The 15,280-nt window shown below is 65.6% G+C and carries 10 protein-coding genes and 6 tRNA genes; 13 read left to right on the top strand and 3 right to left on the bottom strand.

The window, feature by feature from the left end:
* The first annotated feature begins 40 nt into the window (after positions 1-40).
* The 8 genes from clpX (at position 41) to ABDJ40_RS09000 (ending at position 4,797) form a co-directional block, all read left to right on the top strand.
* Positions 41-1,309 carry an ATP-dependent Clp protease ATP-binding subunit ClpX gene (gene clpX / locus ABDJ40_RS09035; protein WP_183104799.1) on the top strand — a complete coding sequence of 423 codons (1,269 nt, stop codon included), beginning with the start codon at positions 41-43 and terminating at the stop codon, positions 1,307-1,309.
* A 146-nt stretch (positions 1,310-1,455) separates the two neighbouring features.
* On the top strand, positions 1,456-3,879 hold the full coding sequence (lon, locus tag ABDJ40_RS09030) for an endopeptidase La (protein ID WP_269629650.1): 2,424 nt from the start codon (positions 1,456-1,458) through the stop codon (positions 3,877-3,879).
* 152 nt (positions 3,880-4,031) lie between these two features.
* Positions 4,032-4,107: transfer RNA gene (locus ABDJ40_RS09025), tRNA-Gly, on the top strand.
* Between the two features lie 85 nt (positions 4,108-4,192).
* Positions 4,193-4,266, top strand: a tRNA-Cys gene (locus ABDJ40_RS09020).
* A gap of 9 nt (positions 4,267-4,275) precedes the next feature.
* Positions 4,276-4,351, top strand: a tRNA-Gly gene (locus ABDJ40_RS09015).
* A gap of 45 nt (positions 4,352-4,396) precedes the next feature.
* A tRNA-Gly gene (locus ABDJ40_RS09010) sits at positions 4,397-4,472 on the top strand.
* A 35-nt stretch (positions 4,473-4,507) separates the two neighbouring features.
* Positions 4,508-4,583, top strand: a tRNA-Gly gene (locus ABDJ40_RS09005).
* A 125-nt stretch (positions 4,584-4,708) separates the two neighbouring features.
* Positions 4,709-4,797 (top strand) — tRNA-Leu (locus ABDJ40_RS09000).
* A 106-nt stretch (positions 4,798-4,903) separates the two neighbouring features.
* Here ABDJ40_RS09000 and murI read toward each other — a convergent pair.
* Positions 4,904-5,725, bottom strand: coding sequence for a glutamate racemase (murI, locus tag ABDJ40_RS08995; RefSeq protein ID WP_347608880.1), 822 nt, complete (start codon positions 5,723-5,725; stop codon positions 4,904-4,906).
* Between the two features lie 181 nt (positions 5,726-5,906).
* On the opposite strand from murI, the gene ABDJ40_RS08990 reads away from it, so the two are divergent.
* The 4 genes from ABDJ40_RS08990 to ABDJ40_RS08975 all read left to right on the top strand — a co-directional run bounded on the left by ABDJ40_RS08990 (position 5,907) and on the right by ABDJ40_RS08975 (position 10,753).
* Positions 5,907-6,656 (top strand): electron transfer flavoprotein subunit beta/FixA family protein, encoded by a 750-nt coding sequence (locus ABDJ40_RS08990; protein WP_285982288.1) that lies wholly within the window; start codon positions 5,907-5,909, stop codon positions 6,654-6,656.
* 149 nt (positions 6,657-6,805) lie between these two features.
* Positions 6,806-7,738, top strand: a complete 933-nt coding sequence (locus ABDJ40_RS08985) for an electron transfer flavoprotein subunit alpha/FixB family protein (protein ID WP_347608877.1) — start codon at positions 6,806-6,808, stop codon at positions 7,736-7,738.
* A gap of 163 nt (positions 7,739-7,901) precedes the next feature.
* Positions 7,902-9,695 (top strand): acyl-CoA dehydrogenase, encoded by a 1,794-nt coding sequence (locus ABDJ40_RS08980; protein ID WP_347608875.1) that lies wholly within the window; start codon positions 7,902-7,904, stop codon positions 9,693-9,695.
* 104 nt (positions 9,696-9,799) lie between these two features.
* Positions 9,800-10,753: an NAD(P)H-dependent flavin oxidoreductase gene (locus tag ABDJ40_RS08975; RefSeq protein WP_347608873.1), complete on the top strand. Its 954-nt coding sequence runs from the start codon at positions 9,800-9,802 to the stop codon at positions 10,751-10,753.
* Here the strand turns inward: ABDJ40_RS08975 and ABDJ40_RS08970 are convergent, their stop codons facing one another.
* A complete protein-coding gene (locus tag ABDJ40_RS08970) occupies positions 10,754-11,047 on the bottom strand; it encodes a hypothetical protein (RefSeq protein WP_347608871.1) in 294 nt (97 codons plus the stop codon). It lies immediately after the preceding gene.
* Positions 11,048-11,134: 87 nt separating this feature from the next.
* The gene (locus ABDJ40_RS08965) at positions 11,135-11,977 is read right to left on the bottom strand and encodes a 2OG-Fe(II) oxygenase family protein (RefSeq protein ID WP_347608869.1); all 843 of its coding nucleotides are present in this window, start codon (positions 11,975-11,977) and stop codon (positions 11,135-11,137) included.
* A gap of 407 nt (positions 11,978-12,384) precedes the next feature.
* On the opposite strand from ABDJ40_RS08965, the gene ABDJ40_RS08960 reads away from it, so the two are divergent.
* Positions 12,385-15,240 carry a 2-oxoglutarate dehydrogenase E1 component gene (locus ABDJ40_RS08960; protein WP_347608867.1) on the top strand — a complete coding sequence of 952 codons (2,856 nt, stop codon included), beginning with the start codon at positions 12,385-12,387 and terminating at the stop codon, positions 15,238-15,240.
* The last annotated feature ends 40 nt before the right edge of the window (positions 15,241-15,280 follow it).

The following is a 15,280-nucleotide window of genomic DNA, read 5'->3' as shown; positions in this document are numbered from 1 at the left end:
CATCAGCACAGGTCTCCCACCTGAACCGTAAAGCAGATCCATGGCCGAGAAAAAAGGCAACTCCAGCGAGAAAGTCCTCTACTGCTCCTTCTGCGGCAAGAGCCAGCATGAAGTGAAGAAGCTGATCGCTGGCCCGTCGGTATTCATTTGCGATGAGTGCATCGAGCTGTGCAACGACATCATCCGCGATGAGGTGCCGGCCGAAGGCGCGCAGCCGCGTGCCAGCAAATCCGATCTGCCCGTCCCGAGTGAAATCAAGAGCAGCCTGGACCAGTACGTGATCGGTCAGGACGTCGCCAAGCGCACGCTGTCCGTGGCGGTCTACAACCACTACAAGCGCCTGCGCCACATGGCGGACAACAAGGGCGAGGTGGAGCTGTCCAAGAGCAACATCCTGCTGATCGGTCCCACGGGCTCCGGCAAGACGCTGCTGGCCCAGACCCTGGCCCGCCTGCTCAACGTGCCCTTCGTGATCGCCGACGCCACCACGCTGACCGAAGCCGGCTACGTGGGCGAGGACGTCGAGAACATCATCCAGAAGCTGCTGCAGAACTGCAATTACGACGTCGAGCGTGCGCAGCGTGGCATCGTCTACATCGACGAGATCGACAAGATTTCCCGCAAGGCCGACAACCCCTCCATCACCCGCGACGTGTCGGGCGAAGGCGTGCAGCAGGCCCTGCTGAAGCTGGTCGAAGGCACGATGGCCTCGGTGCCACCGCAGGGCGGCCGCAAGCACCCGAACCAGGACTTCCTGCAGATCGACACGACCAACATCCTGTTCATCTGCGGCGGCGCCTTCGATGGCCTGGAGAAGGTCATTCAGAACCGCTCCGAGAAGTCCGGCATCGGCTTCGGCGCGTCGGTGAAAAGCAAGTCTGAACGCAAGGTCTCCGAGCTCTTCCGTGAAGTTGAGCCGGAGGACCTGATCAAGTTCGGCCTGATCCCCGAGCTGGTCGGTCGCCTGCCTGTGGTCGCCACGCTGGGCGAGCTGACCGAGGATGCGCTGATCCAGATCCTCACCGAGCCCAAGAATGCGCTGGTCAAGCAGTACCAGCAGCTGTTCGCCATGGACGGCGTGGAGCTGGAGATCCGTTCCTCGGCCCTGGGTGCCATCGCCCGCAAGGCACTGGCCCGCAAGACCGGGGCCCGCGGCCTGCGTTCCATCATGGAGCATTCGCTGATCGACACCATGTTCGAGCTGCCCGCCCTTGATGGCGTGGCCAAGGTCGTCCTGGACGAGCACAACATCGAGGAAGACGCCAAGCCGCTGCTCGTCTATCGCGAGCAGGCCAAGGCCAGCGCCTGACCGGTCCGGCCCCGTACGGCAGCCCGGCCGGGCTGACCGTGCGAAAGAGCACAGTCACAACCGGCCTGATGGCAGGCACAGGACACAGTCCCGGCCTTGCAATCAGTCCCTCGGGCCCCAGATGGGCTTGAGAAAGAGAGGTTTCTATGTCCGGTCATCCCATCCTGCCCGCAGAACCCATCACCCTGCCGCTGCTGCCGCTGCGCGATGTGGTGGTGTTCCCGCACATGGTGATCCCCCTGTTTGTCGGGCGTCCCAAGTCCATCAAGGCGCTTGAAGCCGCCATGGACGCCGGCCGCCAGATCATGCTCGTGGCCCAGAAGGCCGCCGGCAAGGACGAGCCCAAGGCCGACGACATGTTCGAGGTCGGCTGCGTCTCCAGCATCCTGCAGATGCTCAAGCTGCCTGACGGCACCGTGAAGGTGCTGGTCGAGGGCCTGCAGCGTGCCACCACCAACACCATCAGCGAGACGGAAGAGCACTTCGTCGCCGAGGTCACGCCCATCCCGCCCGAGGCCACCCTGGCTCCCGAGGTGGAGGCCCTGCGCCGTGCCGTGACCCAGCAGTTCGACCAGTACGTCAAGCTGAACAAGAAGATCCCTCCGGAGATCCTTACGTCCATCGCCGGCATCGACGACGCCGGCCGCCTGGCCGACACCATCGCCGCCCACCTGCCGCTGAAGCTCGACGCCAAGCAGTCGGTGCTGGACCTGGCCGACGTGGCCAAGCGCCTGGAGAAGCTGCTGGATCTGCTGGAGCATGAGGTCGACATCCTGCAGGTGGAAAAGCGCATCCGTGGCCGCGTCAAGCGCCAGATGGAGAAGAGCCAGCGCGAGTACTACCTCAACGAGCAGGTCAAGGCCATCCAGAAGGAGCTGGGCGACGGCGAAGAAGGCGCCGACATGGAGGAGCTCGAGAAGCGCATCCAGGCCGCCCGCATGCCCAAGGAAGCCCGCAAGAAGGCCGAAGGCGAGCTGAAGAAGCTCAAGCTGATGTCGCCCATGTCGGCCGAGGCCACCGTGGTGCGCAACTACATCGACACCCTGGTCAACCTGCCCTGGAGCAAGAAGACCAAGATCAAGCACGACCTGGCCTTTGCCGAGTCGGTGCTGAACGAGGACCACTACGGCCTCGACAAGGTCAAGGAACGCATCCTCGAGTACCTCGCAGTGCAGCAGCGCGTGGACAAGGTCAAGGCGCCCATCCTGTGCCTGGTCGGCCCTCCCGGCGTGGGCAAGACCTCGCTGGGCCAGTCCGTGGCCCGCGCCACCGGCCGCAAGTTCGTGCGCATGGCCCTGGGTGGTGTGCGTGACGAGGCCGAGATCCGCGGCCACCGCCGCACCTACATCGGCTCCATGCCGGGCAAGGTGCTGCAGTCGCTCTCCAAGGTGGGCACGCGCAATCCGCTGTTCCTGCTGGACGAAATCGACAAGCTGGGCATGGACTTCCGCGGCGATCCGTCCTCGGCGCTGCTGGAAGTGCTCGACCCCGAGCAGAACCATACCTTCGCCGATCACTACATCGAGGTGGACTTCGACCTGTCCGACGTCATGTTCGTGGCCACGTCCAACTCGCTGAACATCCCGCCGGCCCTGCTGGACCGCATGGAGGTGATCCGCCTGTCCGGCTACACGGAAGACGAAAAGGTCAGCATTGCCCAGCGCTACCTGCTGCCCAAGCAGCGCACCAACAATGGTGTGAAGGAAGAAGAGCTGGAGGTCGCCGAGTCCGCCATCCGTGGCGTGATCCGCTACTACACCCGCGAGGCCGGCGTGCGTTCGCTGGAACGCGAGGTCTCCAAGATCTGCCGCAAGGTGGTCAAGGGTCACCAGCTGAAGAGTTATGAGGGCAAGGTGGTCATCACGGAGGACAACCTCCACGACTTCCTGGGCGTGCGCAAGTACGACTTCGGCCGCGCCGAGAAGACCAATCAGGTCGGCCAGGTGGTCGGTCTGGCCTGGACGGAAGTGGGCGGCGACCTGCTCACCATCGAAGCCACGGCCATGCCGGGCAAGGGCAACATCATCCGCACCGGCTCGCTGGGCGATGTGATGAAGGAGTCCGTCGAGGCCGCGCGCACGGTGGTGCGCTCGCGGGCAAGCCGCCTGGGCATCAAGGACGAGCTCTTCGAGAAGCGCGACGTCCACGTGCACGTGCCTGATGGCGCCACGCCCAAGGACGGCCCGAGCGCCGGCGCCGCCATGACCACGGCGTTTGTCTCTGCGCTGACGGGCATTCCGGTGCGCGCCGATGTCGCCATGACGGGCGAGATCACGCTGCGCGGCGAGGTGACAGCCATCGGTGGCCTGAAGGAGAAGCTGCTGGCCGCGCACCGCGGTGGCATCAAGACCGTGATGATCCCGGAAGAGAACGTCAAGGACCTGCAGGACATCCCCGAGAACGTCAAGAACCAGCTGGAGATCGTGCCGGTGCGCTGGATCGAGCGCGTGCTGGAAGTGGCACTGGAGTCCATGCCCAAGGCCCTGCCGGAAGAGGAAGCTGTGCCGGCCAAGGCCACCGAGGAAGCTGCCAAGCCGGCCGCTGCCGCGGGCGAAGCCATCAAGCATTGAGACTTTGATGAAATGCCCCGCACAACTCTTGCGCGGGGTGTGAAATCCGGTCTATAATGTGAGCTTCAGCGCAAACGGCGAGACACTGAAAACAAGACAAAAGTCTTGAAGACAGTTTTCTCAAACGTGTGTTGAAGTCCATTCGGATCCATGCGGGAATAGCTCAGTTGGTAGAGCGCAACCTTGCCAAGGTTGAGGTCGCGAGTTCGAGCCTCGTTTCCCGCTCCAGGATTTGAAAAGGAATTTCAGAGGGAAGCCCCGGCTTCCCTTTTTCGTCAAGGTCAGCACCAAGGGCCTTGGCGTCGGTTGTGATGGCGCGGTAGCAAAGCGGTTATGCCCCGGATTGCAAATCCGGTTAGTCCGGTTCGACTCCGGACCGCGCCTCCAGAATGACATGCGGGAATAGCTCAGTTGGTAGAGCGCAACCTTGCCAAGGTTGAGGTCGCGAGTTCGAGCCTCGTTTCCCGCTCCATCATTCGATCCGAACGCTGGCTGTCACCAAAGCAGTCGGCACCATGCGGGAATAGCTCAGTTGGTAGAGCGCAACCTTGCCAAGGTTGAGGTCGCGAGTTCGAGCCTCGTTTCCCGCTCCAGTTTTGATGCGCTGGATGAATTTCATCCGGTCCATGCGGGAATAGCTCAGTTGGTAGAGCGCAACCTTGCCAAGGTTGAGGTCGCGAGTTCGAGCCTCGTTTCCCGCTCCAGATCCGAAAAGGGGAAGCGCTGCTTCCCCTTTGTCGTTTCCGGGCTGGCCCTCGTGCTCGCCCGCAGGTGATCACGGCGCCGCCAAGGCCGCCGCCGCAGATAATGCGCACCGTCAGCGACCCTTGCCCGGGTGGTGAAATTGGTAGACGCAGCGGACTTAAAATCCGCGGCCCTGAACGGGGCGTACGGGTTCGAGTCCCGTCCCGGGCACCAGATTCAGGATTCGCCAGAGCCGACCTTGCGTCGGCTTTTTCATTTCCCGCGCCAGCGGGCTCCGGCGCTCGGCGGATCCGTGGGGCGGGGCAGGGCCTGGATGGGCTCAGAGATCGATCTGGCAGGCCGTCTGCGGGGTCTGCAGGGCCAGGGTGGCCAGGCGTTCGAGGGGCGCCGGATCGCCCGTGCTTTCCAGCCGCACCGAGGCGCTGTGGGCGCTCAACCCCAGCTCCGTCCATCGTTTGAGCGCCTGGCGTGCCACCGCGCCCTCCGTGTTCAGCACCGTAACCTCCGGCCCCAGCAGGGCTTCGATGCGGTCCTGGATGAAGGGGTAGTGGGTGCAGCCCAGCAGCACGGTGTCCGCGCCACTGGCCTTCACGGCATCGGTGTAGGTCCTCAGCAGCTCCTGCAGGCGCGCATCGTCCAGATGCCCGGTCTCGATGCGGTCCACCAGACCCGGGCAGGCCTGGCTGTGCACATGCACGGGGCCGCCGTGGGTGGCGATCAGCTGCCGGTAGCGCTCGCTGTTGACGGTGGCCTGGGTGGCCATCACCGCGATGCGCCCATTGCGCGTGGCCTGCACGGCGGGCTTGATGCCCGGCTCGATGCCCACGATGGGCAGCGCCGGCCAGCGCGCCCGCAGCGCGGCCACTGCGTGGGCCGTGGCCGTGTTGCAGGCCACCACGATCAGCGCCGCACCATGGGCGATCAGGTGCTCGCCGATGGCCAGGCAGCGGGCCACGATGGCCTCCGTGCTCTTGGGGCCGTAGGGGGCGTGGCCGGAATCGGCCACGTAGTGCAGCGGCGTGTCGGGCAGGGCACTGCGCAGCGCTCGCAAGACAGTGAGTCCGCCTACGCCGGAGTCGAAGACGCCGATGCCTGGCGGGACCTCTGCTCCTGGGGAGGTGGCGGGGGGATTGCTGTCCATCATCAGGGAGCGGAGTCTAAATGCAGCTTGCCAAGGCCCTGATCTTCATGCCTAAAATAGAACGATCGTTCGTTTTATTTTTCACCTTGATGGACGTGCGGCGTGCAGGGCTTCGCGGATGGGTGCCAGACCCCCGTAGAATCCTGATTAACGTTTACGTCAATTCGCCTGGAGTGCTTCGATGAAGGTATTGGTTCCCGTCAAACGAGTCGTCGACTACAACGTCAAGGTGCGCGTCAAGAGCGACGGCACGGGCGTGGACATCGCCAATGTGAAGATGTCCATGAACCCCTTTGACGAAATTGCTGTCGAAGAGGCCGTGCGCCTGAAGGAAAAGGGCGTCGTCACCGAGGTGATCGCCGTGTCCTGCGGCGTGACCCAGTGCCAGGAAACCCTGCGCACCGCCATGGCCATCGGCGCCGACCGCGCCATCCTGGTCGAGACCGACGCCGAGCTGCAGCCCCTGGCCGTGGCCAAGATCCTGAAGGCCCTGGTCGACAAGGAACAGCCCCAGCTGGTGATCCTGGGCAAGCAGGCCATCGACGATGACTGCAACCAGACCGGCCAGATGCTGGCCGCGCTGACCGGCCTGCCGCAAGGCACCTTCGCCTCCAAGGTCGAAGTGGCTGACGGCAAGGTGGCCGTGACCCGTGAGGTGGACGGCGGCCTGGAGACCGTGTCCCTGAGCCTGCCCGCCGTGGTCACCACCGACCTGCGCCTGAACGAGCCGCGCTACGTCACCCTGCCCAACATCATGAAGGCCAAGAAGAAGCAGCTGGACGTCGTCAAGCCGGCCGACCTGGGCGTGGATGTGGCGCCCCGCATCAAGACCCTGAAGGTTGAAGAGCCGCCCAAGCGCAGCGCCGGCATCAAGGTGCCAGATGTGGCCACCCTGGTGTCCAAGCTCAAGAACGAAGCGAAAGTGATCTGACCCCCTACGCGCTTCGCGCGCCCCCTGCGAGGGGGCGGGCATGGCGGCCCGGCAAAGCCGGATCCGCATGCCCCACTCGGGAAGTCAGATCAAATGCAGATTGATGCTGTGCGGCGACTGATTGCGCCGCACTGATGGAGATAGAAGACATGACCGCACTCGTCATTGCCGAACACGACAACGCGTCCATCAAGGGCGCCACGCTGAACACCGTCACGGCCGCTGCGGCCGCTGGTGGTGACGTCCATGTGCTGGTGGCCGGCCACAATGCCGGCGCCGCAGCGGCCGCCGCTGCCCAGATCGCTGGCGTGAACAAGGTGCTGCACGCCGATAGCGCCGCCCTGGCCGACGGCCTGGCTGAGAACCTGGCTGCGCAAGTCCTGGCCCTGGCTTCCGGTTACAGCCATCTGCTGTTCCCCGCCACCGCCTCGGGCAAGAACGTCGCCCCGCGCGTCGCCGCTTTGCTGGACGTGGCGCAGCTGAGCGACGTCACCAAGGTCCTCAGCGCCGACACCTTCGAGCGTCCCATCTACGCTGGCAACGCCATCGCCACCGTGCAGTCGACCGACGCCGTCAAGGTGATCACCGTCCGCACGACCGGCTTTGACGCCGCCGCCGCGACCGGTGGCAGCGCCGCCGTCGAGACCATGGCTGCCGCAGCGGACAGCGGCAAGAGCAGCTTCGTGGGCCGTGAGGTCACCAAGAGCGATCGCCCCGAGCTGACCGCCGCCAAGATCATCGTCTCCGGTGGCCGCGCCCTGGGTTCCAGCGACAAGTTCAATGAAGTCCTGACCCCGCTGGCTGACAAGCTGGGCGCCGCCCTGGGCGCATCGCGCGCTGCCGTCGACGCCGGCTATGCGCCCAACGACTGGCAGGTGGGCCAGACCGGCAAGATCGTCGCCCCGCAGCTGTACATCGCCTGCGGCATCAGCGGCGCCATCCAGCATCTGGCCGGCATGAAGGACTCCAAGGTGATCGTCGCGATCAACAAGGACCCGGAAGCCCCGATCTTCTCCGTGGCCGACTACGGCCTGGAAGCCGACCTGTTCACTGCCGTGCCCGAACTGGTCAACAGCCTCTGAGCTGCCACGACCAGGCATTAGCCTCTCAAGGAAGCGCAGGGCCGTCCCAAGCTTCCTTGCCCCCTCGGGGGGCCTGGCACGAGGTGACAGGCCCGGGGGCTGACATCAGCAGGGCGCCGGACTTCACCGTTGCGGCGCCCTTCGTCCATCTGGAGACAAGACGATGACTTACCGCGCCCCCGTCAAGGACATGATTTTCACCATGCAGGAGCTCGCCGGCCTGCAGCAGCTGACCGAAGCGATCCCCGAATTCGCCGACTACGGCGTCGAGACCGCGCAGGCCGTGCTGGAGGAGTGCGCCAAGCTCAACGAAGGCGTGATCGCCCCGCTGAACTTCGAAGGCGACAAGAACCCCAGCTACTGGAAGGACGGCCAGGTCTTCACGACCCCCGGCTTCAAGGAGGCCTTCAGGCAGTTCGCCGAGGGCGGCTGGCAGGGCCTGCAGCACCCGACCGAATTCGGCGGCCAGGGCCTGCCCAAGACCATCGGCGCGGCCTGCGGCGAGATGATCAACAGCGCCAACATGAGCTTCGCGCTGTGCCCGCTGCTGACCGACGGCGCCATCGAGGCCCTGCTGACCGCGGGCAGCGACGAGCAAAAGGCCGTCTACCTGCCCAAGCTGATCGACGGCAGCTGGACCGGCACCATGAACCTGACCGAGCCGCAGGCCGGTTCGGACCTGGCCCTGGTGCGCACCCGAGCCGAGCCGCAGCCTGACGGCACCTACAAGATCTTCGGCACCAAGATCTTCATCACCTACGGCGAGCACGACATGGCCGAGAACATCGTGCACCTGGTGCTGGCCCGCGTGGCCGGCGCGCCGGAAGGCGTGAAGGGCATCAGCCTCTTCCTCGTGCCCAAGTTCATGGTCAATGCCGACGGCTCGCTGGGTGCGCGCAATGACGCGCACTGCGTGTCCATCGAGCACAAGATGGGCATCAAGGCCAGCCCGACCGCCGTGCTGCAGTTCGGTGACCACGGCGGCGCCATCGGCTACCTGATCGGCCAGGAGAACCGCGGCCTCGAGTACATGTTCATCATGATGAACGCCGCCCGCTTCGGCGTGGGCGTGCAGGGCATCGCCATTGCCGACCGCGCCTACCAGAAGGCCGTGCAGTACGCGCGTGACCGCGTGCAGTCGCGCCCGGTGGACGGCTCGGTGGCCGGCAGTGCCGCCATCATCCATCACCCGGACGTGCGCCGCATGCTGATGACCATGCGCTCGCTGACCGAGGGCTGCCGTGCCATGTCCCTGGTGGCTGCCGCCGCGTATGACGCCGCGCACCATCATCCGGATGCCGACACCCGCAAGCAGAACCAGGCCTTCTACGAGTTCATGGTGCCCCTGGTGAAGGGCTATAGCACCGAGATGAGCCTGGAGGTGACCTCGCTGGGTGTGCAGGTGCATGGCGGCATGGGCTTCATCGAGGAGACCGGCGCGGCGCAGTACTACCGCGATGCCAAGATCCTGACCATCTACGAAGGCACGACCGCCATCCAGGCCAATGACCTGGTGGGCCGCAAGACCCTGCGCGACGGTGCCCAGATGGCCAAGGCCGTCGCGGCACAGATCGAAGTCACGGAAGCCCTGCTGGCCCAGCGCGACAGCGCAGCGGCCAAGGCCATGCTCAAGCAGCTGGCCTCCGCCCGCAAGGCTTTCGTCGAGTCGGCCGAGTTCATCGCCGGCAGCGGCAAGGGCAACCCGAACGCGGCCTTCGCCGGCTCGGTGCCTTACCTGATGCTGGCCGGCAATCTCGTCGCTGGCTGGCAGCTGGCCCGCGCGCTGATCGTGGCCGAGGACAAGCTGGCTGCGGGCGAGGATCAGGCCTTCATGGAAGCCAAGATCGCCACCGCGCGCTTCTATGCCGAGCACATCCTGCCGCGTGCGCTGGCCCAGCGTGATGCCATCGTCGAGGGCGCTGACAGCGTCACCGCGATGGCCCTGGAAGCCTTCTGACCGAAGTCTTCCGCCTCAGGCAAGACCTGACCCTGCGCCCGCGGTGCCAGGTCTTGCCTCCTGTGTCCCTGCCTCATTGATCCGTCTTTCCGGAAGGACTTGGAATGACCGTGCCCGCCCTGTTGAAGCGCCTGCGCCTGCCCGTCATCGGCTCGCCGCTGTTCATCATCAGCAACCCCAAGCTCGTGATTGCCCAGTGCACCGCTGGCATCGTGGGTTCCATGCCTTCGCTGAACGCGCGGCCCGCTGCGCAGCTGGACGACTGGCTGGCCGAGATCACCGAGGCCCTGGCGGCGCACGACCGCGCGCATCCGGACCGCCCGGCCGCGCCCTTCGCCATCAACCAGATCGTGCACAAGAGCAATGACCGCCTCGAGCAGGACATGGCCGTGTGCGAGAAGTACAAGGTGCCCCTGATCATCACCTCCCTGGGGGCCCGCGAGGACGTCAACCAGGCGGTGCACGCCTGGGGCGGCCTGGTGATGCACGACATCATCAACAACAAGTTCGCCCACAAGGCCATCGAGAAGGGCGCCGACGGCCTGATCGCCGTGGCGGCGGGGGCGGGCGGGCATGCCGGCACCAAGAGCCCCTTCGCGCTGATCCAGGAGATCCGTGAGTGGTTCGACGGCCCGCTGGCGCTGTCGGGCTCCATGGCCACCGGCGACGCCGTGCTGGCCGCGCAGGCCATGGGCGCCGATTTCGCCTACATGGGCTCGGCCTTCATCGCCACCGAGGAGGCGCGCGCCGCCGAGGCCTACAAGCAGATGATCGTGGCCAGCAACAGCGACGACATCGTCTACAGCAATCTCTTCACCGGCGTGCATGGCAACTACCTGAAGGGCTCCATCGTCGCGGCGGGCATGGATCCGGAGAACCTGCCGGAGTCCGATCCGAGCGCGATGAACTTCGGCGGGGACTCCAAGAAGGCCTGGAAGGACATCTGGGGCTGCGGCCAGGGCATCGGCGCCATCCGCGAGATCGTGCCGGCCGCGCAGCTGGTGGATCGCCTCGAGCGCGAGTACCGCGCCGCGCGCGCCCGCCTGGCGCTGGGCTGATCAGGCTTCAGGCGGCTGGGGCTCCAGCGAGCAGTCGCAGCCCTGGCCCGCGGCAATCCAGCGGCGCACCAGCCAGCCGCGCAGGCCACTGGGCTTCGCGCCCAAGGCGCCGCACACATAGCGCTCACCTTCCCAGCGCAACGCCACGCAGGCGCCGCGCACCCTCCGGCTCAGCAGCACGCCCAGGGGGCAGGGCTCGGCCAGGCAGCACACCCCGCAGCCGTTGCAGGGCTGGCCTTCAAGCGGCTTGGGCGGTGCGGCAGGGTGGATCTCGATGATGCGAGGGCGGGACATCCGCCGCACTGTAGCGCTGCGAGCGCCTGCTACCGCCCATGAGAAAGGCCGCCCCAGGGCGGCCTTGTTCATTGACGGGGGCGGGGGTCAGGTCTTGACACCCAGCTCCCGCAGCCGCTCCTCCAGATAGCTGTGCGCCGTGTATCGATCGCTCAGCACCACCTCGTTGCGCGGGTGCAGGAAGAGGGGCAGGGAGATGCGGCTCTTCTTCGCGCCTTCTCCCACAGGGTTCACCACGCGGTGGATGGTGGAGGGGTAGTAGCCTTGCGAGGCTTCCTGGAGCATGTCGCCGATGTTGATGATCAGCATGCCGAAGTCGCAGGGCACGTCGACCCAGCTGCCGTCCTTGGCCTGCACCTGCAGGCCGGGCTCGTTGGCGGCGGGGAGGATGGTCAACAGGTTGATGTCCCCGTGCGGCGCGGCGCGCAGCGAGCCGGCGGGCTCCTGGCCGGTGAGGGGCGGGTAGCGCAGCACGCGCAGCAGGGTCTGGCGGCTGTCCTTGATCATGTGGGAGAGCGGCTCGCGGTAGTTCTTCGCGATGTCCGGCGGGGTGTGCCGCTCCACCCAGGACAAGAGCTCGGCCGCCAGGCCATTGGCCAGGCCGTAGTACTGCATCGCATCGTCCTTGAGGGCCGGCGGGATGCGGCCCCAGGGGTAGATGTGGAAGTACTCCTTGATGTCCTTCTGAGTGAAGCCCTTGGCCGTCTCGGAGATCTCGGTGGAGAACCAGCCATCCTGGGTCTCCTTCGAGAACGTGTAGCCGGTCTTCTCGTCGCCGTTGAAGAAGCCGAGCCAGTCGGCATAGATCTTCTCGACCAGCGTCTGGGGGATGGGATGGTTCACCAGCACGCCGAAGCCGGTTTCATGCAGGGAACGGGTGAAGCGCTCGGCGGCATCCGGGGCGCGGTAGTCAACGACGCTGACTTGCATGGGGGAGTCCTTTTCTCTTCCCGTCGCCCGGCCATTCAATCGCGGGACCGTGGCGCGCGCGGGAAGTCTAGGCCAAGGGCCGTGAATTCGCAAACGTTTGGCCTGCCGGGGCTCCAACGGCAAGCCAGGGCCGGGCCGTGCAAAAGCCTCAGGAGCGGCCACAAGTTGCCGAAGATCAAGGCGGCAGGTGCATTGGTGGCAGATGGCAAGGGTGTTACAGTCCGGTTCCCTGTGATGGGGATTCGTACCGGAAGCCAGTGGTGGCAGGTGCGCATCCTCAGGTCCTTCCCGTCCCCTTTTCTGGCAACAGCAAAGGCGGGTCGCAATCCGCCAACCGGTCAAGCCGTGTCGCGGAAGGTTGTCCAACCAGCCAACAGTTCTGGAAACCGGAACAAGAGGTGAGCGAAATGATGCAGCAATACAGGTCGAATTCGTACCTGTTCGGGGGCAATGCGCCCTATGTCGAAGAGATGTACGAGGCTTACCTCGACAATCCTGGTTCCGTGCCGGACAACTGGCGCGCCTACTTCGACGCCCTCCAGCACGTCCCTGCCGTGGACGGCAGCGACGCCCGCGACGTGGCCCATGCGCCCGTCATCGAATCCTTCGCCCAGCGTGCCAAGGCCAACGCCTTCGGCAACAAGGCCTCCAGCGCCGACCTGGCGGTGGCCCGCAAGCAGGTGCACGTCCAGTCCCTGATTGCCGCCTACCGCTTCCTGGGCAACCGCTGGGCCGAGCTCGACCCGCTCAAGCGTGGTGAGCGTCCCAAGATTCCCGAACTCGATCCGGCCTTCTACGACCTGAGCGAGTCCGACATGGACATCGCCTTCTCCGCCGCCAACACCTACTTCGGTGGCGAGACCATGAGCCTGCGCCAGATCGTGCAGGCCCTGCGCGAGACCTACTGCGGCACCATCGGCGCCGAGTTCATGCACGGTTCCGACCCCGCCGAGAAGCGCTGGTGGCAGGAACGCCTGGAGAAGCAGCGCGGCAAGCCCACCTTCAATGCGCAAGACAAGAAGCGCATCCTCGATCGCCTGACCGCGGCCGAAGGCCTCGAGCGCTACCTGCACACCAAGTACGTCGGCCAGAAGCGCTTCTCGCTGGAAGGCGGTGAGAGCTTCATCGCCGCGATGGACGAGCTGATCCAGCGCGCCGGCGAGAACGGCGTGCAGGAAATCGTGATCGGCATGGCCCACCGCGGCCGCCTGAACGTGCTCGTGAACACCCTGGGCAAGATGCCCAAGGACCTGTTCGCCGAGTTCGAGCACAAGGGTGCCCACGACCTGCCGGCCGGTGACGTGAAGTACCACCAGGGCTTCTCCAGCGATGTGTCCACGCAGGGCGGCCCCGTCCACCTGAGCCTGGCCTTCAACCCCTCGCACCTGGAAATCGTGAACCCGGTGGTCGAGGGCAGCGTGCGCGCCCGCCAGGACCGCCGCGGCGACACCGCCGGCAGCCAGGTGCTGCCGGTGCTGGTGCACGGTGACGCGGCCTTCGGTGGCCAGGGCGTCGTGCAGGAAACCCTGTGCATGGCCCAGACCCGCGGCTACCGCACGGGCGGCACGGTGCACATTGTGATCAACAACCAGATCGGCTTCACCACCAGCGACCCGCGCGACCTGCGTTCCACGCAGTACTGCTCCGACGTCGTCAAGATGATCGAGGCCCCGGTGCTGCACGTGAACGGCGACGACCCGGAAGCCGTCGTGTGGGCCGCGCAGCTGGCGATGGACTACCGCACCGCGTTCAAGAAGGACGTGGTCATCGACATCGTCTGCTTCCGCAAGCTGGGCCACAACGAGCAGGACACCCCGGCCCTGACCCAGCCCCTGATGTACAAGAAGGTCGCCGCCCACCCCGGCACCCGCAAGCTGTACGCCGACAAGCTGGTCGCCCAGACCGCCCTGACTGCCGACGAACCCGACAACATGGTCAAGGCCTACCGCGCCGCCATGGACGAAGGCCGTCACACCGTGGACCCGGTGCTGACCAACTACAAGGGCAAGTACGCCACGGACTGGACGCCCTTCCTGGGCAAGAAGTGGACGGACAACTGCGACACCGCCATCCCCGTGTCCGAATGGAAGCGCCTGGCCGAGCGCATCACCACGCTGCCCAAGGACTTCGTCCCGCACAACCTGGTGCAGAAGCTGATCGCCGACCGCGCCGCCATGGGCCGTGGCGAGATCAACGTCGACTGGGGCATGGGCGAGCACATGGCCTTCGCCTCGCTGGTCGCCTCGGGCTATCCCGTGCGTCTGTCGGGTGAGGACTGCGGCCGCGGCACCTTCACGCACCGCCATGCCGTGATCCATGACCAGAACCGCAGCAACTGGGACGAAGGCACCTTCATCCCGCTGCAGAACGTGGCCGAGAACCAGGCACCGTTCGTGGTCATCGACTCCATCCTGTCGGAAGAGGCCGTGCTGGGCTTCGAGTACGGCTATGCCGCCGCCGAGCCCAACACGCTGACCATCTGGGAAGCCCAGTTCGGCGACTTCGTCAACGGGGCGCAGGTCGTGATCGACCAGTTCATCGCCTCGGGCGAAGTGAAGTGGGGCCGTGCCAACGGCCTGACCATGATGCTGCCGCACGGCTATGAAGGCCAGGGCCCCGAGCACAGCTCGGCCCGCCTGGAGCGCTTCATGCAGCTGGCCGCTGACAACAACATGCAGATCGTGCAGCCCACCACGGCCTCGCAGATCTTCCATGTGCTGCGCCGCCAGATGCTGCGCATGTTCCGCAAGCCGCTGGTCATCATGACCCCCAAGAGCCTGCTGCGTGCCAAGGACGCCACCTCGCCGCTGTCCGAGTTCACCAAGGGTGAGTTCCAGACCGTGATCGGCGAGCTGGACGCCAGCATCGACGCCGCCAAGGTCAAGCGCGTGATCGCCTGCTCGGGCAAGGTCTACTACGACCTGGTCAAGAAGCGCGAGGAGAAGAAGGCCAGCGACGTCGCCATCATCCGCGTCGAGCAGCTCTACCCCTTCCCGCACAAGGCCTTCGCTGCCGAGATCAAGAAGTACCCGAACGCCGCGGACATCGTGTGGTGCCAGGACGAGCCGCAGAACCAGGGTGCCTGGTTCTTCGTGCAGCACTACATCCACGAGAACATGCTGGACGGCCAGAAGCTGGGCTTCGCCGGTCGCCCCGCGTCCGCCTCGCCGGCTTGCGGCTATGCGCACCTGCACCAGGAGCAGCAGAAGGCGCTGCTGGACCAGGCCTTCGCCAAGCTCAAGGGCTTCGTTCTCACCAAATAAGTCAAAGCGGCCCTGGGTGCCGCTCCTGACCCGCCCGGTT

Source organism: Roseateles flavus (assembly GCF_039872765.1).
GTDB classification, from domain to species: Bacteria; Pseudomonadota; Gammaproteobacteria; order Burkholderiales; family Burkholderiaceae_C; genus Roseateles_B; species Roseateles_B flavus.
Note: the sequence above shows the minus strand (reverse complement) of the source record. Positions and strands in the feature narration are given on the sequence as shown.